Consider the following 22224-nt stretch of genomic DNA (forward strand, 5'->3'; position numbering starts at 1 on the left):
AAATAAAACTCCGTCCGGAACGTACCGGACGGAGTAAGATGCCAGCGGCGTCTGAGACGGTTATTTCCGGGAGGAAAAAATGACTTCATTAATGATCGCCTCCGGCTGGGGAGCCTTATAGGTCAGGCGCACAGCAGAAGTTCCGGCAGGGATGGCAAATTCAGAGACACCGGGGCCGGCGTTCCGTTTGCCGACCGGCGTCCAGGCGCCTTCTCCGCGGCGGGCCTGGATGGCGAAGGCGGCGGATCCCACCACGATTACTTTGGTAGCCTTGGGATTGTCCAGATTGGGAACGACTATGTCCAGCGGCTTGTCGGCACGGTAAACCGTTTTCAGGTTTCTGTCGCTCAGGGAAACCAGGCTGGTGCCGGGGTCCGCGGGAGGAACGTCAAATTTGAACATGTTCAGAACAATATCCTGCTCCCTGCCGCTTTTATTAACCAGCTTCATCCCCTTGATTCCCTTGGGAAGCTGGCTGCCCCTGGCAATGAAGTTTTTGCCCTGTTTGTCCAGCTTCTGGACTACGGGCTTGGAAGAGCCTTCCACGTCCAGCACCACTTCCGCCCAGGAGTTGACGTCATCCCGTTCCAGGTTGACTTCCAGCCAGGTAGCGTCCGTGGGGCCATCCAGCTGCAGGGAAATAAATTCCCCGGGTTTCATCTTATGCGTTTCCATCACGCGGTTGATCCGCACGATTTTATCGGATTTCTGCACGGAAACGCCCTCCAGCCCCGCCACATTGGAGGAAGCCATAGCGGAAGGAGGCGTGTTGACGGCTATTTCCCGCACGGCAGTCCAGACAGACCGGCCGTTGCCTGTTTTTTTCGGTTCAATGACGCGGTAGCGTACGGCACGGAGCAAAACCGGCTTGGGAGCCTTCCAGACCACCTGCATGCCGGAAGTTTCCGGCCCCAGCGGTTTCCAGGTTTCAAGGTCGCGGGAGCCTTCCAGCTGCCCTTTTTCTACATAGTCGCCGTCCTTGTCATTGCGGCCCATCAGCACTTCCACGCTCCGCACGGGGATGGGCATTCCGTAGTCCACGCCATACCAGTCGCCCGGCTGGCCGTAGGCGCCGGAGTGCCAGAAAGAGCCGCGATCCCCGTCACAGAAGAGTTCCGCCTTATCCATGCTGCCCCCCTTGACCAGAGGCTTGGGAGAAAGGGCCGGCGCGCCGGCAATGGCCGGAAAAACTTTTTTGGAGACAATATCCGCCAGCTCATTGACGGCGGGGGCCATCACACGGGAACCGGTCTTTACCGCAGAACGGTACAACTGTCCTTCCTGGTTGTGGCGGCGGGAAATTCCATCCATGGCCGCCAGAGCCTGCGTAGCCTGCACCAGCCGGGTCGCGGCTTCTCTGGCGTTGTTTTCCTCCAGCGCCGCTACAGCGTGCTGACCGGCATGCCCCAGCTGCTCAAAGGCATCCACCCACGCGCCTATTTCCTTCATCATCCGCGGATTATTCGCCCTGGCACGGATGACGGGCGCAGCGGCGGCCATACGGGCAAATTCCTTTTTGAGCAGGGCCGTATCCTTCTTCTCAATCTTGCCTTCCCGGGCGGCTTCCAGCACGCGCTTGACTACGGGTTCTATTTCCACGGATTCCTCACGCCGGTAGCCGTGACCGTTAGGGCCCTGGTCGGAGTTGTGGTTCACAAAAACCTGCATGGCTTCCGCCGCTTTCGGGAACAGGCGCCTGACTCCTTCCTTCCAGGCCTCATCAGACTTGAACCCGTTGATATTCCAGGAGTAATCCGCAAGGCCGAAGAGGGAGACCTTGGAGGCCTCCGGCTTATCCATGGGGTTGGAGACGAAACCACCCATGGATTCCTTCGCCCCCGGTTCCGTGGCAAGGCCATATACGCGGCCCATGCAGAGGTTGGAACGGCAGTAGTCCGTGACGGGGAAGTTCCACCAGACGTAGGAAGGGCGCTTGATTCTCCTGTTCACCCATTGCTGGCCTTCCAGCGTAATGTCGTGGCAAACGGAGTTCCCCGTCCACATGACGTGGATGGAGGGGTCCAGACGGTCTCCCAGAATGTCCAGATAGGTTCCCGGCTTGGGATCGGCCCAGCCGCGGTTGTACTCCGTGGGGCACATGACCAGGGGGGTGACGTCTTTCTTCACCTTGACAAATTCGTCATTGATCTTGTTCAGCAGAAGGGCCTGCATGTCCCCGCGCTTGCCTTCGCCGAAGATATCGTCAAAAAACACGGCAAAAGAACGGACGCCCAGCTTGTACATCATCTCAAACTTTTTGATGACGTTGTTCATGTCTTCTTCCGTCCACTTGATATCTTTGCCGGGATGGATGGCCCACACAAAATCCACGTGGTTTTCCTTCGCCACCTTCACCAGTTCCCTGATCTGGGCGGCCTGGTCCGCGGGATAGGGGTCCCTCCAGTGGGGGGAAGAGTGGTAGGGATCGTCCTTCGGCCCGTAGATGTATGTGTTCATCTTGTTCTGGCCGTAAAAGCGCAGCTGGCTCAAACGGGCTTCATGACTCCAGGGGGTGCCGTAAAAACCTTCCACCGTTCCGCGGAATTCAATGTCCGGCCAGTCTATGATTTCCCCAACGGGCAAAATCACGCCTTCTCCGCCGGCCTTCGTTCCCAGCTGCCGCAGCGTCTGCATGGCGTAAAACGCCCCCCGTTCGTCATGGGCTCCTATGCCCACTTTTCCCTGCGGAGAAATCACCAGCTTGTAGGCTCCGGATTTTTCCGGAACCCCATCCAGCAGCTTGCTGCCGCCCGTCTTGGCGGAACGTATGGTCACGGAAGGCTTCCCGGAGAAAGCAACCGTCTGGGAGGTGAATTTGGACTGTTGGGGAGACGGATATACGGCAGGAGTCGCCGCCAGGGCGGAACCGGCCAGAAAGGCCGCCACGCTCAAGCCACATTGGAGAAGTTGAAAACCATTCATGATGATGCGCGATAATGGAACCAGAAAACACTTTCCACCTCAAGAAAAAACCGCCCTCCGCCATCAGACTGCCGCCACCAGTGGAAAAAACTGTTATCAATCCATCACCAGAAGCACCCGGAGTCCGCGCGGGAACCCCTGTTGGGCAGGCCTCCTGGGGCGTCGCATTCTCCTTCCCCTGCCAAGAGTTCGCTATAACGCTGAAAAACAAAAAGAAGAGCCGTGCGGAATCCCTGAAAAGTCAGCGTCATCCCGCTTTAGAAGACAAATTTGACCATTGCATCACTTGAAGGGAAGGTTCATCATGCGGAACATGCTCCGGCGCATGTTCATTCCTTTTCTGTGTCTTCTGGGCGTGTTCTGTTCTCTTCAGGCCCAGGATGCCCCAATGTTGAAAATCGCGGCTCTGCACCCCGTCCTGGGGGATATGGCCCGCTCCATCGGCGGCAGCCGCGTGCAGGTGGCGGACCTGCTGCGCCCCAACGGCAACCTGCACAGCTTTGAACCCGCGCCGCAGGATATTGCCGCCGCAGGACAGGCGCGCCTGGTGCTGGCCTCCGGCAAAAACCTGGAGCCGTACCTTCCCAAATTAAAGGACGCCCTGGGAGGCAATGTGCAAATTCTGGATCTCGGGGCCTCCGTTCCGGACGTTCCCGTGGAGGAAGACACCGCAGACCATGACCACGAACACGACGGAGACTGCTGCGCCCACGGCCCCAACGACCCCCACTGGTGGCACACCCCGGCCAATATGAAACGCGCCGCCCGCACCCTGGCCGCAACGCTCACGCGGCTGGACCCGGCCCATGAACAGGACTACAAAGCCGGCCTGGCCCGGTGGAACAGAAAGATGGACCAGCTTTCCTCCTGGGCCCGAAAGGAGCTTGCGGACATTCCGGAAACGGACCGCGTCCTGGTTACGGGGCATGCGGCCATGAACCATTTCTGCCGGGAATTCGGCTTCCGCAGCATCAGCATCCAGGGGATAAGCCGTGAAGATGAAGGCAACTCCGCCCAGCTGGCCTCCACGCTGAACAAGCTGAGGTCAGCCGGGGTAAAAGCCCTGTTCCCGGAATATTCCTCCAACCCCAAGAGCCTTACGGAAATCGCCAAATCCCTGAACATCCCCGTTGCCAGACCAATCAATACCGACGGGCTGGCCCCTGAAGGCCACACGTTCGAATCCATGTTCAGACAAAACACAGGCATCATCAAGGAAGCCCTTTCCCCGTCTCCCAGACCATGACCAGCACTCCCCTGCGGCAGTTTTTTCCCACTCTGGGAGTCGTCATCCTGCTGGGATTCTTCCTCTACAGCATGACGGCACCCACCACCGGATCACAGGAAGCGGCGCATGCCGTCCCTGCGGCGCCAACCGCGGATATTCCCACGGTCATCACGGTCAGATGCGCCCACCGTCCGGAAGCCCTTTCCATATCCTGCGGCGGCCGCCTTCTCTGGCAGCCCGAAACGCCCGGGCTGTATGAAGAAACGGAATGCGGCCTGCCGTTGAAAGACGGCTCCGTGATCCTCACCGTTTCCGCCCGCTGGCCGGAAAACACGCCGGACACCCCCGTTACTCTGGAACTGGAACCGGAGGGGAAAACCACCGTCTCCGCCACCCGCTGGTCTTTCGGTCCCTCCCTGAACGACAGCTACTCCTTCTCATGGAAATGAACAGCCCAGCCCCTCCCTGCACCCAGGACCACATCTGCTGGGGCGCGCACGCCAGCCACCCGGACCGCCACCGACTGGAAGTGGACAGCCTCAGCGTTTATTATGGAAGCCTTCTCGCGCTCAACGGCATCAGCTTTTCCATCACCTGCGGCCACACGCTGGCTCTGATGGGTCCCAACGGCGCAGGAAAATCCACGCTGATCAAGGCTCTGGCCGGGCTGATCCGCCCCGATTCCGGAAAAATCCTGTGGAACGGACGTCCCCTGCACGACACGCCGGGAGAAATAGCCTACCTGCCCCAGCGTTCCGACGTAGACTGGTCCTTCCCCATCACCGTCCGCGCGCTGGTGGAAATGGGCCGTTATCCGTCCCTGGGCCTGTGGAAAAAATTCGGGAGGCATGACCGGGATATTGTGGAAAAATCCCTTCACGTTCTTGGTATGGAATCCCTGGCGGACCGCCAGATTTCAGAACTTTCCGGCGGCCAGCAGCAGCGGGCCTTTCTGGCTCGGGCCCTGGCGCAGGAGGCCCATGTCCTCCTGCTGGACGAACCCTTCACGGGCCTGGACGCCCCTGCCAGCCAATCCCTGGGGAAGCTTTTGGATTCCCTGGCGGCGGAAGGACGGCTGGTCATCGCCTCCCACCACGATTTGAACACGGCGGCGGACATCTTCGACACCATCCTGCTGATGAACAGGGAGCTGGCCGCCTTCGGCCCCCCGAAGGAAGTGCTCACCCCCGCACGCATCCGGGAGACATACGGGATGGAACCTCAACCGGAACCCCAAGCTTCATGATGGACGATTTTCTCCAATTCCTCCGCGAACCCATCGCGCAGCGGTCCCTGCTGGCCTGCGTCATGATCGGCTTCGCCAACGGCTTCGTCAGCGGGCTGGTAATCCTGAAAAAATCCGCCCTCCAAATCGGCACGCTTTCCTGCGCCCTGCTGCCGGGCATTGCGGTGGCGGTGCTCCTCTTCGGTCTTACCCGCTGGAGCCTGCTGACGGGGGCTGTAGTGGCCGCCCTGCTGGTGGGTCTGGGTTCCCTCTTCGTCTCCCGCACATCCCGGCTGAACCAGGACACCGCCCTTTCCATCCTGCATACCACGGCTTTCGCTGCGGGCTTCATCGTGCTGGTCAGGCTGGGCCTGCAGCAGAAAATTGACGACTGGCTGTTTGGCTCCATCATGAGCCTGTCCGACTCCGACCTGTGGATCGCCTTCGCCATCAGCTCCGTCAGCGTCCTGATCCTGCTGCTCTTCCGCCGCCCCATCCTGATCTGCCTCTTTGACCCGGACATCGCCACCACGCTGGGAATCCCCTCCCGTCTCATCAGCTACGGCATTTTCACCCTGATCATTCTGGTGCTCGTTTCCTCCCTGCAGGCCGTGGGAGCGTTCCTGACGCTGGGGCTGCTTGTCGGACCCGCCGCCACGGTGTACCTGCTTACCAACAAGCCGTCCCATCTCTTCTGGGGGGGAGGAATCATCGGAGGGCTGGGCTCTCTGCTGGCTTTTTACCTGTCCTTCCCCCTGGGCTGGCATCTGGGCGCCACCATCATTCTGGTTCTGGGCATCATTTTTTGCACAGCCTATTTGTATTCATCACGGTGCGGACGTTTGAAACAACGCGGAAAGAATTCTTCCCAAGTACAATAACAAAGCCCATTTTCATGACAATCCATGACACGCAGACTACTAGTCCGCCACAGGGAGCGCCATTATAATGCGGGTTGTGAAAAAATGTGAGATATGCTCTGCACCGGCAACGGTGTTCCTGACACAGATCATCAACGGGAAGTCCACCAAATTCTGCCTTTGCGCCAAATGCGCCCAGGAGCGGGGTCTGCTGGATCCAGATGCCTTCGATCTGGCGGAGAAACTGTTCCCGAACCTTCAGGGCCAATTCGGCAAGGAAGGCGCGGCGAGCCCCTCCGCCCCCATTCCGGCCCTGCAATCCCTGCCCCTCACAAGCTGTCCAATCTGCTCCTTCACCCTTCAGGATTACAAAAACGTAGGACGTCTGGGCTGCAGTGAATGCTACAACGTCTTTGAAGAAGAAATCCTCCCGCTTCTTACCCAGATCCAGCCTGATTCCCACCATCACGGGAAAACGCCGGAACGGGCCGAAAAACGCGAAACGGAAACCCAAACCATCAGTGATCTGGAACAACAGCTTTCCCTGGCAGTGGCAAGAGAGGACTATGAACGCGCCGCCGAACTCCGCGATCAAATCAACCAATTGCGCACGCCGACCAATTAACATACATGCTCTTTGACGACTTACTCAACAACCCCGCCAAATGGATGGTGGAATCACGGGATGAGCACGACATCGTCCTCACCTCCCGCATCCGCCTGGCGCGCAATCTGACCGCCACGCCCTTTCCCGGCTGGGCCACTCGCCAGCAGAGGGAGGAAACGCTGAAGCTCACTTCCGGAGAAGCGCGCCAAATCCCCGTCATGAAAGGAGGCTATTATGCGGAGCTTTCCGGGCTTACCCAGCAGCAGAAACAGTTGCTGGTGGAGCGCCACCTCATTTCCCGGGAACTGGCGGCCCGTTCGGAAGGCTGCGCCGTCCTCATCTCCCGCAGCCAGAATGCCAGCATCCTCTTTAACGAGGAGGACCATCTGCGCCTGCAGTATATCCTGCCCGGCATCCAGCTAAAAAAAGCATGGGGGGCCATTTCCAAAATAGACTCCGAACTGGAAGCCAGGCTCCCGTACGCCTACAATACGCGGCTGGGCTATCTCACCGCCTGCCCCACCAATCTGGGCACGGGCATGAGAGCCTCCGTGATGATGCATCTGCCGGGCCTCGTCATCTCCGAACAGATGCAGCAGGTCGTTCAGGCGGCCGTGCAGCTCAACATCACCGTCCGCGGCCTTTACGGGGAAGGGACGGAAGCCACCGGCAACCTTTTCCAGATATCCAACCAGTCCACGCTGGGAGACAGTGAAGACCGGATTGTGGAACGCATGACCCGCTTCACTTCAGACCTGGCCCACCAGGAATGGAACGCGCGCAGGCGGCTGCTCCAGTCATCCTCCCTGCAGGTGAAAGACCGCGTTTCCCGCGCTTACGGACTCCTGACTAACGCCACTCTGCTTTCCACGCAGGAGGCGCTGGCGCTGCTCTCCTTCCTCCGGATGGGAGCGTCTCTGGACATCTTTTCCCGCCAGGCATTAAAAAACGTCAACAAAACCATCATGAACATCCAGCCGGCCCATCTGGCGCGCCTGTCCACCACGGACCAGACCACCTCGGAACACAGGGACCAGATCCGCGCTGATATGATCCGGAAGGAACTTTCCGGCAATTAATGCAACCATACCAATTTTTTAATCATCCATGAATAATTTTACGCCTAGGGCGCAACAAGTGCTGGCGCATGCGCGCCGGGAAGCGGACCGCTTCAATCATCATTACATAGGAACCGAACACCTTCTGCTCGGCCTGCTCAAACTGGGCAAGGGCGTGGCCGTCACCATCCTGGAAAATCTGGGCGTGGAACTTTCCGCCGTGCGCAAACAGGTGGAGGAACAAATAGGCCGGGGCACGGAACCCCAGGCGGAAGGCAACATTCCGTACACCCCCAGGGTGCGCAAAGTCCTGGCAATGGCAAACAGGGAAGCCCAGGAACTCAACCACACGTATGTGGGCACGGAACACCTGCTCCTGGGCCTCATCCGTGACGGAGACGGCGTGGCCGGACAGATTCTGCGCCACTTCGGCGTGGATTTGGAACAGGCGCGGCGCGAACTGCTGGACGTGCTGACCCCCAAATACCAGATGGACGCGGATGAAGACAACATCATCCCGGACGACGATGACGACGAAGAGGAAAATGAATCCCCCGCCATCCCGACGGACGAACCTTCCTCCCCCTCCTACTCCAGGCAGCAGAAATCCAAGACTCCCGCGCTTCAGGCTTTCGGACGGGACATGACCCAGCTGGCCCGGGACGGCAAGCTGGACCCCGTCATCGGCCGCGCCTCCGAAATTGAGCGCGTCATCCAGATCCTGTGCCGGAGGAATAAAAACAACCCCGTCCTGCTCGGTGAAGCCGGGGTAGGCAAGACCGCCATCGTGGAAGGGCTGGCCCAGGAAATAGCCCAGGGCCACGTCCCGGAGCTCCTGCGCAGCAAGAGGGTCATCTCCCTGGATCTGGCGCTGATGGTGGCCGGCACCAAATACCGCGGCCAGTTTGAAGAACGGCTCAAGGCCGTGATGGATGAAATACGCCGGGAAGGCAACGTCATCCTTTTCATTGACGAACTGCACACCATCGTGGGCGCCGGCTCCGCGGAAGGCTCCATGGACGCCTCCAACATCATCAAGCCCGCCCTCTCCCGGGGTGAGCTCCAGGCCATAGGCGCCACCACGCTCAACGAATACAGGAAACACATTGAGAAGGACGCCGCCCTGGAACGCCGCTTCCAGCAGGTGCAGGTAGGGGAACCCTCCGTGGAGGATACCATCCGGATTCTTGCCGGCATTCAGCCCAAGTATGAGGAACATCACAAGGTGCACTATACGACGGAAGCCATTGAAGCCGCAGCCAGGCTCTCCCACCGCTATCTGACGGGCCGTTTCCTGCCGGACAAGGCCATCGACATCCTGGATGAAGCGGGCGCGCGCAAGCGCGTCTCCCAAATGACTCGCCCGGACCACATCAGCGACATGGAAACCCGCATTGCGGAAATCAAGGAACGCAAGGACAAGGCTGTGGAAACCCAGATTTTTGAGGAAGCAGCCCGCCTCCGCGACGAGGAAAAACAAGCCAGGGCGGAACTTCAAAACATGCTGGAAACCTGGCGCAATTCCTATGAGAACAATTACGTTCCCGTAACGGATGAAGACGTGATGAGCGTGCTCTCCAAATGGACGGGCATCCCTCTGGCCCGGATGGAGGAAAAGGAAACCGCCAAGCTTTTGCGGATGGAAGAAGAGTTGAAAAGCAAAGTCATCGGCCAGGATGAAGCGGCCTCCGCCATCGCCCGCGCCCTGCGGCGCAGCCGCGCGGACATCAAGGATCCGCGCCGCCCGATCGGCTCATTCCTCTTCCTGGGCCCCACCGGCGTGGGCAAAACCTATCTGGCCCGCAATCTGGCGGAAATCATGTTCGGCACTGCGGACGCCCTGATTCAGGTGGACATGAGCGAGTACATGGAAAAACACACCACGTCCCGTCTCATCGGTTCTCCTCCCGGCTACGTAGGCCATGACGAAGGCGGCCAGCTCACGGAAGCCGTCCGTCGCAGGCCCTACTCCGTCATCCTCTTTGATGAAGTGGAAAAGGCCCATCCGGACGTTATGAACCTGCTTCTCCAGATTCTGGAAGAAGGAAGCGTGACGGACTCCCTGGGACGCAAGATCAACTTCCGCAACACCATCATCATCCTGACCTCCAACGTGGGGGCCGCCTCCGCCAAGCGGCAGAGCGCCATGGGCTTTGGCGCCATGGCCGCCGACAACGCGGACTACGCCGCCATGAAGGGAAAGATTCTGGAAGAAGCGCGCAGGCAATTCCGCCCGGAATTCCTGAACCGCTTTGATGACATTTCCGTCTTCCGCATGCTGGAACGGGATGACCTGGAACGTATCGTGCATCTGGAAGCGGACAAGCTCATCTCCCGTCTCAAGGCCAAGAACATCACGCTGGCCCTGAGTCCGGAAGCCCTGAACCTGATCATCAAGAACGGCTACGACCCTCAGTACGGCGCACGCCCGATGCGCCGCGCCATCGAACGCCTGCTGGAAGACCCGCTGGCGGAATCCCTGCTGAGGGGAGACGTGAAACCCGGCGATAAAATTGAAGCCGTGGAAACGGACGGGACGGAGACACTCACCTTCCTGCACATCCAGGACACCCCCCCGGCAAAGCCCAAAGCGCCGCGCAAGAGAACGCCTCGGAAGCCCAAGGTGGAATAAAAGCTTTCAGTCTTTTCAACCAGGGCCCCTGCATGACAACATGCAGGGGCCTTTTTCTTTAACGGATTACGCAAATATCCGCTTTTTCCTGAAAGAACTATTTACCTGTCTTGTATATATTACAATATGACCTCTTATTTCCCAAAAATTCTATTACTTTTCGTGCTGACAAGCCTGTTTGTCTCCGCAGAAGATATACAGAAAAACAGAGAGCGGGAAGCAGCGCGTTCAGTAATCATGCGGACCGTTCCGTCCCTGGCTAAAGCCCCGGAAAAACTGCAACTGGAAATTATTGAAAAAGAAGACGGGCACGATGTTTTTGAAACGAAAGCCTCCGGCGGAATACTGAATATCCGGGGAAGCAGCGGCACAGCCCTCTGCCGGGGATTCTATGATTTTCTGAAGACAAACCGTCTGGGAATGGTTTCCTGGGATAATAAAGATATCCGCTGGCCGGCGCAACTGCCGGATGCCGCGCCGCGCCGCATCGTTTCCCCTTTCCGCAACCACTATTACTTCAATGTGGTCACCTATGGCTATACGATGCCTTACTGGACCTGGGAACGCTGGGAAAAAGAAATAGATTGGATGGCTCTGCACGGCATAGATATGCCTCTGGCCCTGGTTGCCACGGAGGGAATCGCCGTCCGGGTATGGAAACAGCTGGGACTGACGGAGAAAGAAATAGAAGAATTTTATACGGGACCGGCACACCTTCCCTGGCAGCGGATGGGGAACATCGTCAATCATGACGGCCCCCTGCCCGCCAGCTGGCACAAGGAACAAATCGCCCTGCAGCACCGCATCCTGCACAGGATGAAATCCCTGGGCATGACCCCCATTTGTCCCGCTTTTTCCGGTTTCGTTCCCCGGGGAATCCTCCGCCTTTATCCGGAAGCGAAGCTTCACCGGCTGGGGTGGGGAGGCTGGCCTCAAAAAAACCACGCCCATTTTCTTTCTCCGGAAGAGCCCCTTTTCCTTAAAATAGGACGCCTGTACATGCAGGAATGGCAGAAGGAATTCGGGAAAAACACCCATTTTCTTGCGGACTCTTTCAATGAAATGGAACTTCCCGAAAACAAAGGAGGCGCCGAAGCCCGCAACAATATGCTCAGCTCCCTCGGAGAACAAATCTACCGCTCCATTTCCTCCACCAACCCGAATGCGGTATGGGTCATGCAGGGATGGATGTTCGGATACCAGCGCAATATCTGGAACGCAGATACCCTGAAGGCTTTGCTCAGCAAGGTTCCGGACGATAAGATGCTCCTTCTGGACCTGGCGGCGGATTACAACAAGACTTTCTGGCGCAACGGCATGAACTGGGACGTCTTCAAGGGTTTTTTCAATAAACCGTGGGTTTACAGCGTGGTTCCCAACATGGGCGGCAAATGCGCCATGACCGGGGTAATGGATTTTTACGCCAACGGCCATCTGGAAGCCTTGAACTCTTCATCCAGGGGGCGCCTCTCCGGAATGGGCATGGCCCCGGAAGGGATAGAAAACAATGACGTTATCTACGAACTGGTTACGGACGCCGCATGGAGGGACCGCCAGGAGGACGTGGAACAATATCTGGAAAATTATTGCCGTGCCCGATACGGAAATTATCCGGACAGCATGAAGGAAGCCTGGAATCTGTTCCGCCGCACAGCCTATTCCAACTTAAAGGACCATCCCCGTTTCAACTGGCAAATGAAACCCGGCACCCGCGGCTGTTCCGTAAACACAAGCGAAGATTTTCTGAAAGGCCTCTCCCTGTTCGTCAACACTCGCGGCCTGGAACAGTCCCCCCTGTTCCGCCAGGATGCCGTTGAGATGACCGCCCATTACCTTGGCATACGCATGAATGAAGCCATCCTGGCCGCTCTGGAAGCCCTGGATGAACAAGACATGGAGAATACGAAAAAATGCATGGAATATTTCCGCAAATACGCCCTTCGGGCGGATTCCCTTCTGGAAGGGCATCCCACCTGGAGACTGTCGCGCTGGTTATCATTTGCCCGGTCTCACGGAACTTCTCCGGAGGAAAAAAACAAGTATGAACAAAACGCCAGAAGGCTGGTGACCAGATGGGGGCCTCCCGTAGACGACTACGCCGCCAAAATATGGAGCGGCCTTATCAGGGACTACTATCTGCCGCGCTGGGAACACTTTATTCAGAGCCGTCTTTCCGAAAAAAATCCGGATATGGGAGCATGGGAGGAAAAATGGGTCCGTTCCACTGGCGTAAGCGCGGCGCACGCTCCCGGAGATCTGGTCAACGCCTGCCGCCAGGCTATCCGGGAGGCGCCGCCCCTGCCTTCTTCCCTGAAAAGAAAAGCAGCCGGGTCAATTATAGGAAACTGGACCTCCGCGACGGTATCCACGGAATGGAGTTATTTGGACTGGCCCGTTTCTTCCGCTGATCTTGAAAAACTCCGGGGGGTGCGCTTCGTCTTCACTTCCGGCAGCCATGCCCTGGAAATAGACGGCGTCGAACTCCTGGAAAACGGCAAAGTAATCGCCCGCGACCGGCACGCCGGATTGGCAGGCAAGCCTTCCCGCGGGAATTTCTACAAACTTTCCCTTCCCAAGGGAATCCATGCCAACAACGGATGCTCCCTCAGAGCCAGGGTCCGCTCCGTGGGCGGAAAATCCTCCAATGGGAAACTGGAACTGATTAAAGAATGAACGGCTTAAATTCCAGTTGCTTTCCGGAAAGAGCCATATGAATCCGTTCCTGTGCCGTTTCCTGACCGAGTCAGGAAACGGCATGCCCGGCGCCCCGCGGAATCCCCGCACGGAACAATCGGGATGAAAGCTACATTTCAGACCGGTACAGGTTTTCCACATGGGAATATCCCATCTTCCTGAGCACTTCCAGCGCCTTGTCCGCCCTCTTGCCCGTACGGCAATACAGCAAAATCACGGCATTCTTATCCGGAAGAAGCTGCGCGGCCCGTTGTTCCACCTCATCTACCGGAATATTCAAGGCCCCCTCCTTATGTCCCGTGCGGTACTCCTCCGGAGTTCGGACATCCACCAGCACAATAGGGCGCGCCATGCCGCTTTCCGGAGACACCACCATGGCGGCGGGAGCAGGGGCGCGTTCCGCATTCCTGCTTTTCAGCCAGACGAAAAGGGCAGTCAGCCCGGTCACCATGACCACGTACAAAACCACATTTTTCACGCGGCCACTTCACTAAACCGCGGCGAAGTAATCAAGAGAAAATAACGCCCAGCCCCCCGCATGCAGGCGTCATCTGCCGTCCGGCCCGCTCCGGCGGCCCCGTTCCACGGGAAAATAACGCTCCGTCCGCAGAAGCGGGAAGGGAAAGTTCTTTCCCTTCCCCCCATATTCGAAAAGGCCGGAGAATTGTCCCCCTACCCCTCATCATCAATCACCACAGCCTGGGAGGCGAATCCAAAAGCGGGGCTTCCCCATTCCACGACATCCCCGGGTTTCAAATATACCGGAGGCTTCATCCCCATCCCCACGCCTCCCGGAGTGCCGGTGGAAACCACATCTCCGGGCCATAAGGTCATGAACCGGGAAACATAGGCAATCAGACGCGGAACAGGCCAGATCAAGCCGTCCGTATTTCCGCTCTGGCGCACTTCCCCGTTCACCCTCAATTCCAGGGGAATGCCGGCACCGTCCCCAAGTTCATCAGCGGAAATGAACGTAGGGCCCATTGGGGCAAAGCTGTCATAACTCTTTCCCTTGGTCCACTGTCCGCCATGTTCCAGCTGGTTGGCCCTTTCCGAATAGTCGCACATCAGCGTATAGCCGCTGATAGCCCGCGCGGCCTCCTCCGGGGAAGCGTTTTTCAACATCTCCTTAATCACTACGGCTAATTCAATCTCATAATCCAGCTTGTCGCAGCCGGGCGGATACAAAACGACATCGCTGCAGGAAGTAATGGCGGAAGGTGATTTCAGGAAAACAGCCGGCTCCTGCACGGAATCCCCGTCAAACTCCTTCGCATGGTCCGCATAACTCTTTCCCAGGCACACCAGCTTGGAAGGAGAACAGGGCAGCGCGGTATCAATCATCCATTCAGGGTTGACAGCTTTGGCGGCGGCACTATCCAGAAACGCGGCAATGCGCTTCATTTCCTCTCCGCAGGCCCCCGTTTCCCCGCAAATGCAGGCATCCACCTCGGCAAGCACGGAATCCGCCGCCAGGTATTCTCCGCGGCTTTCGCTCCACAGAGCCATGACGCGCTCCGCCCGGTCATTCAGGTAAAATCTGATCTTCACCCTTCCATCCTACAAAGCTCTTCCTTTTAGGCAAAGGGCGGTTCCGTCATTCTTCGCTCCGGCGGTTCTCTTCCGCCGCCCGGACGCTCTGTGAAAGCATGCAGCGCGTAGGGCTTGCGTTACCGGAGCAAAACATTATCATGCCACCGCTTAACATCATTAACCTATGTCCGATCAAATCTACTTTTTTGACACTACCCTGCGCGATGGAGAACAATGCCCCGGAGCATCCATGAACCTACGCGAAAAGCTGGAAGTGGCGCGGCAAATGGAACGGCTGGGCATGGACGTGATTGAAGCCGGCTTTCCCTGCATCTCCGACGGCGACTTTGAAGCCGTGCACACCATCGCCCGCGAAATCAAAAAATGCCGCATCGCAGGACTGGCCCGCTGCGTGAAGGCGGATATTGAAGCGGCGGCCAGGGCCCTGGAACCCGCCGGGGAACGCGCCCGCATCCACATCTTCCTGGCAACCAGCAAGCTGCACATGCAGTTCAAATTGAAAAAAGCGGAATCCGAAATCCTGCGCATGGCGGCGGAAGGCGTATCCTATGCCAAGCAATTCGTACAGGACGTGGAATTTTCCCCGGAGGACGCTTCCCGCACAGACCTGGATTTTCTGACCAAAGTCGTGGAAACGGTCATCGACGCAGGCGCCACGACCGTCAACATTCCGGATACCGTAGGCTACACTACTCCGGACGAGTTCTACCGCATTATCCGCCACCTGAAGGAACATGTGCCGAACATCGGCAAAGCCGTCATCTCCGTGCATTGCCACAATGACCTTGGCCTGGCCGTAGCCAACTCCCTGGCAGCCGTCCGCGCCGGAGCCCGCCAGGTGGAAGGAACCATTAACGGCATCGGCGAACGCGCCGGAAATGTGGCTCTGGAAGAAGTCATCATGGCCCTGCGCACCCGCGCCGGGCAATTCGGGGACGTCACGGACAACATTAACACGAAGGAAATCGTCCGCACTTCCCGCATCGTGGCCCGCATGAGCGGCATGCAGGTGCAGCGGTCCAAAGCCATCGTGGGGGAAAACGCTTTCGCCCACTCTTCAGGCATCCACCAGCACGGCATCCTCAACTGCCGGGAAACCTATGAAGTCATGGACCCGCAGGCGGTCGGCTGGGGCGCCACGGAACTCCCGCTCACCAAGCATTCCGGACGCGCCGCCGTCAAATCCAGGCTGGAACAGCTGGGCCATGTCCTCACGGAAGAGGAAGTCAACACCGTCTTTGAACGCTTCAAGAAAGTGGGCGACTCCAAAAAATTCGTTTATGATGATGATCTTTCCGCCATTGTGGACGACTCCCTGCATGCTTCCACCGGCCTATGGGAACTGGACTTCCTGCAATTCGTGGCGGGCAGCCACGCGCGTCCCACGGCTACGGTGGGACTGCTCAAGGAAGGCAAGAAATTTGAAGACAGCTCTACAGGCAACGGCGCCGTGGACGCCGTCATTAAGGCTATTGAACGCATCACTAAGCGCAAAGGCACGCTGAAAGGCTACAGCGTCAACGCCGCTTCCGAAGGAAAGGACGCGCTGGGAGAAGTCACGGTGCATGTGGACTTCGGCCAGCCCAAGCCCATTGTGGGCAAGGGAGCCTCCACAGACGTCATTGAAGCCTCCGCCCGCGCCTACCTGAACGCGGTCAACCGCTCCATCCGCATGGAAAACATGCCCCGGCCCAACAACCTGGATTCTGGAACCATCTAACACGGAAAGCGCCCCGTTCGCCCGAACGGGGCGCGACTCTGCCCGGCAGCCTATCATCCTCTACAAGGCTTGCATTTCCATTGCTCCCATGTCATAAGGATCAAGACTCCTATACCGCACCACCCCATGAAAGCGACACCACTCCTTCTCTGCCTGGCGTGCAGCGCGCTGGCCGCACCGCCAACAAAAAAACAGCCGGAACCCGCCGAACCGCTGCCCGCCCTGGAAAAAAACACCATTGCCATTGACGGCCATCCGGAAAGCGTGGCGGCGGATGCCGAGGGCAATATCTATTTCACCTGCATCGGCTCCAGGCTCACGCCTACGGAAAAAGACAAGGACGGCTATCTGGGCGTCATTCCGCACGGTTCCACAGAGCCGAAAAAAATCACGGACGTAGATACCCTGGACGCGCCGAAGGGGTTACTGTATCAGGACGGCTTTCTTTACTGCACGGATGTAGACATGGTCTTCAAGATAAACGCCAAGACCGGCGCTATTGAAGGATACGTGGACTTGTCCCCGTCCCGCATGAAATTCCTCAATGACCTGGCATTCATCAATGGCAGGCTCATGGTTTCCTCCACGGATACCAACCAGATTTTCTATGTGGACACGAATACCAGCTCCTATGGGGAACTGGTCACCAAACAGCCCATCTACAAGCCGAACGGCCTGGCCTGGGACCCGGAAAGAAAGGTCATTTACCTCTGCGAATACGCAACGGATGAAAAGGGCAAACCCAGCGGACGCCTGCTCTCCATCAACCCCGTTTCCCGGGAGATCACGGAACTTTCCAAGGAACGGGGACAATACGATGGACTGGTGTACCGTGATAACGCCCTTTACTACAGCGACTGGTCCAAGGATAAAAAACCGGAAGCTGTCCGCAGGCTGGATCTGAAAACGGGGCGTTCCGCCCCGGTAGCCACCGGCCCTGTTGAAGGAGCGGCGGACTTTATCCTGTATGACTCCATGATGGTGGTTCCGGGCATGACGGAAAAGAAAATCCACATCATGCCCATTGGCGGGAAAAAATAAACACGGCTGTTCCGCTTTTATTCCCCTTATCCGGGCCGCCGCGGCATTTCCTGCGCTGGCGGCCTTTTTCAATTTACGGCTTGAAGTACACCTGGGGATGCGCTTAGTTAATGGAAATATGAACAAGATTTCCGACCAAATCATGGAGGGGATGAAAACCGCCATGAAAGCAAAAGACACCGTTACCCTCAATACCCTGCGCGCCCTCAAGACGGCCCTCACGAACACGGCCATCGCCAAGGGAGGCCTGGGAACCCTGCTGGAAGAAGCGGAAGAACTGGCCGTAGTCCGCAAGCAAATCAAGCAGCGGGAGGACTCTGCGGAGCAATTCCGCTCCGCCGGACGCCCGGAACTGGCGGAAAAGGAAGAAGCTGAAATCGCCGTGCTCAAACAGTTCATGCCCGCGGAACTCACAGCAGAAGAAACGGCAGCCATTCTGGAAACCGTGATGAAGGAAACGGGAGCCTCTACCAAAAAAGACATGGGGCAGGTCATGAAACTCATGCAGGAACGCACGGCCGGCAGAGTCAACGGCAAGGAGCTGGCCCGCATGGTGTCAGCCAGACTGTCATGAAATGCTGCGCCGCCATCATCGTTGCGGCCGGGTCCTCCCGGCGCGCCGGATTTGACAAGCTGCTGGCCCCCCTGCACGGAGTCAAGGTGCTGGAACGCAGCATCCGCGCCTTTGCCAGCTGCCGGGAAATCACGGAAATCGTAGTCGTCTGCCCGGAAGAACGTTTTCATGCCATTAACGGCGCGGACCTGGAAACGGAAATACCCGTTACCCGTGTGGACGGAGGGGCGGAACGGCATGAATCCGTGCAGAACGGACTGGCAGCCCTGCTTTATACCCCGGAATTCGTGGCCGTGCACGATGGAGCCCGCCCGCTCATTACGGCGGAGCAAATCTCCCGCTGCATTCAAACCGCCAGGGAATATGGGGCGGCCGCTTCCGCACATCCCGTAACGGATACCCTGAAGCGTGCGGACAAAGAACGCTTTACGATTCCGGAACAGGTGGAACGGGACGGCCTGTGGTGCATGGAAACCCCGCAGGTCTTCCAATATCCTCTTCTGCTGGATGCCTATGTGGAAGTCACGGAACGGAATATCCAGGTAACGGATGAAGTCACCGCCCTGCAGCTCATCGGTCATCCTACGCGCCTGGTGCATAATCATGAGCCCAATCCCAAAATCACATGGCCGGAAGACATTTCCCGCGCTGAAATGCTAATGGACCTCAAGCACCTCCGCAATGACTCATGACCAGTTTTCTGTGTAAAAACCCCCGCGTCATTCTCATTCTGGGCACAGGGTATCTGGGAAAAGCCCTGGCGGAAAGTCTGCGGAAAGCGGGACATACGGCCCTGACGGCGGATATTGACCCGCAAAAAGCTATTTACGAAGCCGATGTCGCAGACCGGGCCTCCATGCAGGGGCTGGCCGCCCGCATCCCCTCCCCCCAGATCATCGTCATGTGCGCCAGCACGAGAGGAGGCGGAGAGGAAGCCTACCGCAACCTTTACGCCAATGGAACGCGGAACACGCTGGAAGCCTTTCCCGGAACGCCGCTCATCTTCTGTTCCAGCACCGCCGTCTATGGAATCACGGACGGACGCTGGATTACGGAGGAACACAACGTCTATCCCTCCTCCGTGAAAAACGGTCTGCTGATTCGGGCGGAACAGGCGGTTCTGGCGGCGGGGGGCACGGTCGTCCGGCTGGGAGCCCTGTACGGGCCGGACCGCTGCGTTCTCGTCTCCCAATACTTCACGAAGGGCACGGCCCTCCCCGGAGCCATGGACAGATGGCTCAATTACATCCACCGTGACGACGCCGCAGCCGCCCTGCACCTGCTCTGCACCCTGCGGGAACCTCCCGCCGGCATTTACAACCTGACGGACCGCACCCCCATGCAAATGGGGGAAATCTACTCTTACCTTTCCAATTTGCTGGGGAAACCCGCTCCGCAGCCTGAACCGCTCCCGGCGGAAGCGCGCCGGGGCTTCTCCAACCAGAGGATTTCCTGCTCCCGCCTTCTGGCCCTGGGCTGGGAACCGCTCTACCCAAGTTTTGCGGACGGTGTGCACAACGTGCTGGAGGCGCTGGAAGAGTAAATCTCACACCCATCCTTTTCCACGCTGTCCGGCTCTTTCCCGACGTTCCCTGAACAGGAGGAGGCAAACCTTCCGAACGCGTCTCGTGAGGCAGGAACATGCCGGAAAAAATCCAGCCAGCGGCCCCGTTTGCCTTTGACTCTCCCCTTTCTTGACTTGCCGGGCACGAACAGGCAAAATCCTGCGCGCAATGCGTATCATCACAGGTCTTCAACCCAGCGGCAAGCTGCACGTCGGCAACTACTTCGGAGCCATGGAACCGGCTGTCCGCATGCAGGAAAGCGGGGAATCTTTCTACTTCCTGGCGGACTACCACGCCATGAGCACCGTTCACGACGCGAACACGCTGAGGGAAAACTGCAACAGCCTCGCTACGGACTTTCTGGCCGTGGGCCTGGATCCCGAAAAATGCGTCTTTTTCCGCCAGTCCGCCGTGCCGGAAGTCAATGAACTGGCCTGGATACTCAGCACCGTCTGTCCGATGGGCCTGCTGGAACGTTGCCATTCCTACAAAGATAAAATCGCCAAGGGGTTCTCCCCCAGCAACGCCCTGTTCACCTACCCCGTGCTGATGGCGGCCGACATCCTGATGTATGACTCCGACCTGGTGCCCGTAGGCAAGGACCAGAAGCAGCATCTGGAAGTCACACGCGACCTGGCGGGCAAAATGAACGAACAATTCGGAGAGGACACCTGCAAACTGCCGGATGCGCTCATTGCGGAAAGCACAGCCATTGTGCCGGGGCTGGACGGGCAGAAAATGAGTAAAAGCTATAATAACACGCTCCCTATTTTCGGAGAGGAAAAAGCCGTCCGCAAACTCATTATGAGAATCCCCACGGATTCCACTCCCGTGGAAGATCCCAAACCGACGGAAGGGTCCGTCATCCTGCAGCTTTACAAACTCTTTGCCTCCGCGCAGGGTTATGAAGACATGGTGCGCGGCTTCCAGAACGGGGGATGCGGCTATGGAGACTTCAAAAAGCGCCTCTTTGACGCTTACTGGGAATACTTCCGTCCCGCGCGCGAACGCAGGGCGGAACTGGAAGCCAATCAGGACTATGTGCGCCGGACGCTGGAAGAAGGCGCCCGCAAGGCGCGCGAGACGGCCTCTGTCGTGCTGGACAGGGTGCGCCGCGCCGTGGGGCTGGCCTGAAACGGAATAAAACGGAACACCCAGGAAAGCCGGGGCAGCACACGTTTTTTGGTGGCATGGAAAAGTACGGAATGTTATACAGAAAGATATGAAGAATATTCTGGTAGCTATTGATTTCTCCAACGCCACGGACGCCGTCATCCATCAAATCGGCAAACTGGCCTGCCCCAACGACAGCATCATCCATTTGCTCCACATTGTGGAACCCAGCATTTGCTATGAAGTCTCCGGCGTTCTGCCGGATGAAGTGCCCGTTCCCGTGATGGACCAGACGGAAGAAAACGAAGTCATTTCCATCGCCAAAAACCATTTGAAGCAAACGGCGGAAAAACTCTCCCGGCTGACGGACGCCACGATCATCCAGGCGGTGGAAGATGAATTTGAAATCAGCGAAGCAGTCATCAATTATGCTGAAAAACACCACATTGACATGATCGTGGTGGGCAAGCATAACCACGGCTTCCTCTCCACCGTCTTTCTGGGCAGCGTAGCAAGCTCCGTGATGCGGAAATCCCCCGTGCCCGTTCTGGTAGTGCCCGTCACCAGGGAAGAACAGTAAAAGCCGCCGTCTGCGCCAGCCCCGTTCCAATTCATGATTACCATACTCTTTATAGGCGATGTAGTCGGCGAACCCGGCCGCACCACCGTGAAACACATGTTGCCGGAACTCAAACGGGAACACGGGGCGGACTTCGTCATCGTCAACGGGGAAAACGCGGCTGCCGGGAGAGGCATCACGCCCCGTTTGGCACAGGAACTGCTGCACGCCGGAGTGGATGTCATCACAACGGGAGACCATGTCTGGGACCAGGCGGAGCTGGCCCCGTGGATGGAATCCGAACCGCGTGTACTGCGCCCCGTCAACTATCCGCAGGGAACACCGGGGCACGGAAGCGTAGTCGTGGAAACTCCCAAAGGGAAAATAGCCGTCATGCAGGTGCAGGGGCGCTCATTCATTCAGCCGCCGCTGGAAAACCCCTTTCTCATCTCGGAAGCGGAAGCCAAAAGACTCAGGGAAGAAAAAGGCGTGCAGGTTATCTTTGTGGACATGCATGCGGAAACGACCAGTGAAAAAATCTCCACCGGCTACAATCTGGACGGACTGGTTTCCGCCGTCGTCGGGACACATACCCATGTGCAGACGGCGGATGAAACCATTCTGGAGCGCGGCACGGCCTACCTGACGGACGCAGGCATGTGCGGTCCGGCCGTCGGGGTGCTGGGACGGGAACGGGAACCTATTCTCCAGCGTTTCCGCACCTCCATGCCGGCCAAATTCCCCGTAGCGAACTGGCCCGTGCGCCTCTGCGGAGCCGTCGTGCAAATAGATGAAGCCACGGGCAGGGCGCTCAACATCGCCCGCATCAGCAAAATCGTGGAAAAACCGGCCTCCTGACATGCATGCTTCAG

At 58.0% G+C, this 22224-nt stretch carries 20 protein-coding genes; 17 read left to right on the top strand and 3 right to left on the bottom strand.

Annotation, left to right across the window (positions count from 1 at the left end; translation table 11 throughout):
- Positions 1 to 60: 60 nt before the first annotated feature.
- Positions 61 to 2922 (bottom strand): beta-N-acetylglucosaminidase domain-containing protein, encoded by a 2862-nt coding sequence (locus B3075_RS06050; protein ID WP_290487521.1) that lies wholly within the window; start codon positions 2920 to 2922, stop codon positions 61 to 63.
- A 14-nt stretch (positions 2923 to 2936) separates the two neighbouring features.
- Here B3075_RS06050 and B3075_RS06055 point away from each other — a divergent pair, with 14 nt between their 5' ends.
- The 9 genes from B3075_RS06055 to B3075_RS06095 all read left to right on the top strand — a co-directional run bounded on the left by B3075_RS06055 (position 2937) and on the right by B3075_RS06095 (position 13205).
- Positions 2937 to 3212 (top strand): hypothetical protein, encoded by a 276-nt coding sequence (locus B3075_RS06055; RefSeq protein WP_290487524.1) that lies wholly within the window; start codon positions 2937 to 2939, stop codon positions 3210 to 3212.
- Between the two features lie 35 nt (positions 3213 to 3247).
- The gene (locus B3075_RS06060) at positions 3248 to 4168 is read left to right on the top strand and encodes a metal ABC transporter substrate-binding protein (RefSeq protein WP_179219196.1); all 921 of its coding nucleotides are present in this window, start codon (positions 3248 to 3250) and stop codon (positions 4166 to 4168) included.
- Positions 4165 to 4599 (top strand): hypothetical protein, encoded by a 435-nt coding sequence (locus tag B3075_RS06065; protein WP_290487528.1) that lies wholly within the window; start codon positions 4165 to 4167, stop codon positions 4597 to 4599. Before B3075_RS06060 ends, B3075_RS06065 begins: the two co-directional genes overlap by 4 nt.
- Positions 4590 to 5396 carry a metal ABC transporter ATP-binding protein gene (locus tag B3075_RS06070; RefSeq protein WP_290492050.1) on the top strand — a complete coding sequence of 269 codons (807 nt, stop codon included), beginning with the start codon at positions 4590 to 4592 and terminating at the stop codon, positions 5394 to 5396. Before B3075_RS06065 ends, B3075_RS06070 begins: the two co-directional genes overlap by 10 nt.
- Positions 5393 to 6256, top strand: a complete 864-nt coding sequence (locus tag B3075_RS06075) for a metal ABC transporter permease (protein WP_128154188.1) — start codon at positions 5393 to 5395, stop codon at positions 6254 to 6256. The genes B3075_RS06070 and B3075_RS06075 overlap by 4 nt, the downstream gene beginning before the upstream one ends.
- Before the next feature lie 112 nt (positions 6257 to 6368).
- A complete protein-coding gene (locus B3075_RS06080) occupies positions 6369 to 6860 on the top strand; it encodes a UvrB/UvrC motif-containing protein (RefSeq protein WP_290487535.1) in 492 nt (163 codons plus the stop codon).
- Between the two features lie 5 nt (positions 6861 to 6865).
- The gene (locus B3075_RS06085; protein WP_094136033.1) at positions 6866 to 7921 is read left to right on the top strand and encodes a protein arginine kinase; all 1056 of its coding nucleotides are present in this window, start codon (positions 6866 to 6868) and stop codon (positions 7919 to 7921) included.
- 28 nt (positions 7922 to 7949) lie between these two features.
- Entirely contained in the window at positions 7950 to 10532 is a 2583-nt protein-coding gene (locus tag B3075_RS06090; protein WP_290487541.1) for an ATP-dependent Clp protease ATP-binding subunit, read from the top strand.
- Between the two features lie 126 nt (positions 10533 to 10658).
- Positions 10659 to 13205, top strand: coding sequence for an alpha-N-acetylglucosaminidase (locus tag B3075_RS06095; RefSeq protein ID WP_290487543.1), 2547 nt, complete (start codon positions 10659 to 10661; stop codon positions 13203 to 13205).
- Between the two features lie 130 nt (positions 13206 to 13335).
- Here the strand turns inward: B3075_RS06095 and B3075_RS06100 are convergent, their stop codons facing one another.
- Both B3075_RS06100 and B3075_RS06105 read right to left on the bottom strand, forming a co-directional pair.
- Complete coding sequence (locus B3075_RS06100; RefSeq protein WP_290487545.1) at positions 13336 to 13704, bottom strand: rhodanese-like domain-containing protein; 369 nt, start codon at positions 13702 to 13704, stop codon at positions 13336 to 13338.
- 194 nt (positions 13705 to 13898) lie between these two features.
- Complete coding sequence (locus B3075_RS06105) at positions 13899 to 14777, bottom strand: fumarylacetoacetate hydrolase family protein (protein ID WP_290487547.1); 879 nt, start codon at positions 14775 to 14777, stop codon at positions 13899 to 13901.
- Between the two features lie 166 nt (positions 14778 to 14943).
- Between B3075_RS06105 and B3075_RS06110 the strand changes: the two genes are divergently transcribed.
- The 8 genes from B3075_RS06110 (at position 14944) to B3075_RS06145 (ending at position 22210) form a co-directional block, all read left to right on the top strand.
- On the top strand, positions 14944 to 16500 hold the full coding sequence (locus B3075_RS06110; protein WP_094139758.1) for a 2-isopropylmalate synthase: 1557 nt from the start codon (positions 14944 to 14946) through the stop codon (positions 16498 to 16500).
- Positions 16501 to 16626: 126 nt separating this feature from the next.
- Positions 16627 to 17541, top strand: coding sequence for an SMP-30/gluconolactonase/LRE family protein (locus B3075_RS06115; protein ID WP_290487551.1), 915 nt, complete (start codon positions 16627 to 16629; stop codon positions 17539 to 17541).
- A gap of 118 nt (positions 17542 to 17659) precedes the next feature.
- Positions 17660 to 18115 carry a GatB/YqeY domain-containing protein gene (locus B3075_RS06120; protein ID WP_022198625.1) on the top strand — a complete coding sequence of 152 codons (456 nt, stop codon included), beginning with the start codon at positions 17660 to 17662 and terminating at the stop codon, positions 18113 to 18115.
- On the top strand, positions 18112 to 18807 hold the full coding sequence (ispD, locus tag B3075_RS06125; protein WP_022198626.1) for a 2-C-methyl-D-erythritol 4-phosphate cytidylyltransferase: 696 nt from the start codon (positions 18112 to 18114) through the stop codon (positions 18805 to 18807). The genes B3075_RS06120 and ispD overlap by 4 nt, the downstream gene beginning before the upstream one ends.
- Positions 18804 to 19658, top strand: coding sequence for an NAD-dependent epimerase/dehydratase family protein (locus B3075_RS06130; protein ID WP_102735110.1), 855 nt, complete (start codon positions 18804 to 18806; stop codon positions 19656 to 19658). The genes ispD and B3075_RS06130 overlap by 4 nt, the downstream gene beginning before the upstream one ends.
- 190 nt (positions 19659 to 19848) lie before the next feature.
- On the top strand, positions 19849 to 20814 hold the full coding sequence (gene trpS / locus B3075_RS06135) for a tryptophan--tRNA ligase (RefSeq protein WP_290487557.1): 966 nt from the start codon (positions 19849 to 19851) through the stop codon (positions 20812 to 20814).
- An 88-nt stretch (positions 20815 to 20902) separates the two neighbouring features.
- A complete protein-coding gene (locus B3075_RS06140; RefSeq protein WP_012419131.1) occupies positions 20903 to 21373 on the top strand; it encodes a universal stress protein in 471 nt (156 codons plus the stop codon).
- Positions 21374 to 21406: 33 nt separating this feature from the next.
- Positions 21407 to 22210, top strand: coding sequence for a TIGR00282 family metallophosphoesterase (locus tag B3075_RS06145; RefSeq protein ID WP_290487598.1), 804 nt, complete (start codon positions 21407 to 21409; stop codon positions 22208 to 22210).
- Positions 22211 to 22224 lie beyond the last annotated feature (14 nt).

It is taken from the genome of Akkermansia sp. UBA7090, from assembly GCF_002493465.1.
Lineage (GTDB): Bacteria > Verrucomicrobiota > Verrucomicrobiia > Verrucomicrobiales > Akkermansiaceae > Akkermansia > Akkermansia muciniphila_A.

What these genes read in the sequence shown, in the direction of transcription:
- B3075_RS06090 (WP_290487541.1), top strand. Translation starts at nt 7,950, where the DNA reads ATGAATAATTTTACGCCTAGGGCGCAACAAGTGCTGGCGCATGCGCGC.
- B3075_RS06145 (WP_290487598.1), top strand. Translation starts at nt 21,407, where the DNA reads ATGATTACCATACTCTTTATAGGCGATGTAGTCGGCGAACCCGGCCGC.
- B3075_RS06115 (WP_290487551.1), top strand. Translation starts at nt 16,627, where the DNA reads ATGAAAGCGACACCACTCCTTCTCTGCCTGGCGTGCAGCGCGCTGGCC.
- B3075_RS06120 (WP_022198625.1), top strand. Translation starts at nt 17,660, where the DNA reads ATGAACAAGATTTCCGACCAAATCATGGAGGGGATGAAAACCGCCATG.
- B3075_RS06050 (WP_290487521.1), bottom strand. Translation starts at nt 2,922, where the DNA reads ATGAATGGTTTTCAACTTCTCCAATGTGGCTTGAGCGTGGCGGCCTTT.
- B3075_RS06140 (WP_012419131.1), top strand. Translation starts at nt 20,903, where the DNA reads ATGAAGAATATTCTGGTAGCTATTGATTTCTCCAACGCCACGGACGCC.
- B3075_RS06070 (WP_290492050.1), top strand. Translation starts at nt 4,590, where the DNA reads ATGGAAATGAACAGCCCAGCCCCTCCCTGCACCCAGGACCACATCTGC.
- trpS (WP_290487557.1), top strand. Translation starts at nt 19,849, where the DNA reads ATGCGTATCATCACAGGTCTTCAACCCAGCGGCAAGCTGCACGTCGGC.
- B3075_RS06110 (WP_094139758.1), top strand. Translation starts at nt 14,944, where the DNA reads ATGTCCGATCAAATCTACTTTTTTGACACTACCCTGCGCGATGGAGAA.
- B3075_RS06095 (WP_290487543.1), top strand. Translation starts at nt 10,659, where the DNA reads ATGACCTCTTATTTCCCAAAAATTCTATTACTTTTCGTGCTGACAAGC.
- B3075_RS06055 (WP_290487524.1), top strand. Translation starts at nt 2,937, where the DNA reads ATGGAACCAGAAAACACTTTCCACCTCAAGAAAAAACCGCCCTCCGCC.
- ispD (WP_022198626.1), top strand. Translation starts at nt 18,112, where the DNA reads ATGAAATGCTGCGCCGCCATCATCGTTGCGGCCGGGTCCTCCCGGCGC.
- B3075_RS06085 (WP_094136033.1), top strand. Translation starts at nt 6,866, where the DNA reads ATGCTCTTTGACGACTTACTCAACAACCCCGCCAAATGGATGGTGGAA.
- B3075_RS06130 (WP_102735110.1), top strand. Translation starts at nt 18,804, where the DNA reads ATGACCAGTTTTCTGTGTAAAAACCCCCGCGTCATTCTCATTCTGGGC.
- B3075_RS06065 (WP_290487528.1), top strand. Translation starts at nt 4,165, where the DNA reads ATGACCAGCACTCCCCTGCGGCAGTTTTTTCCCACTCTGGGAGTCGTC.
- B3075_RS06075 (WP_128154188.1), top strand. Translation starts at nt 5,393, where the DNA reads ATGATGGACGATTTTCTCCAATTCCTCCGCGAACCCATCGCGCAGCGG.
- B3075_RS06060 (WP_179219196.1), top strand. Translation starts at nt 3,248, where the DNA reads ATGTTCATTCCTTTTCTGTGTCTTCTGGGCGTGTTCTGTTCTCTTCAG.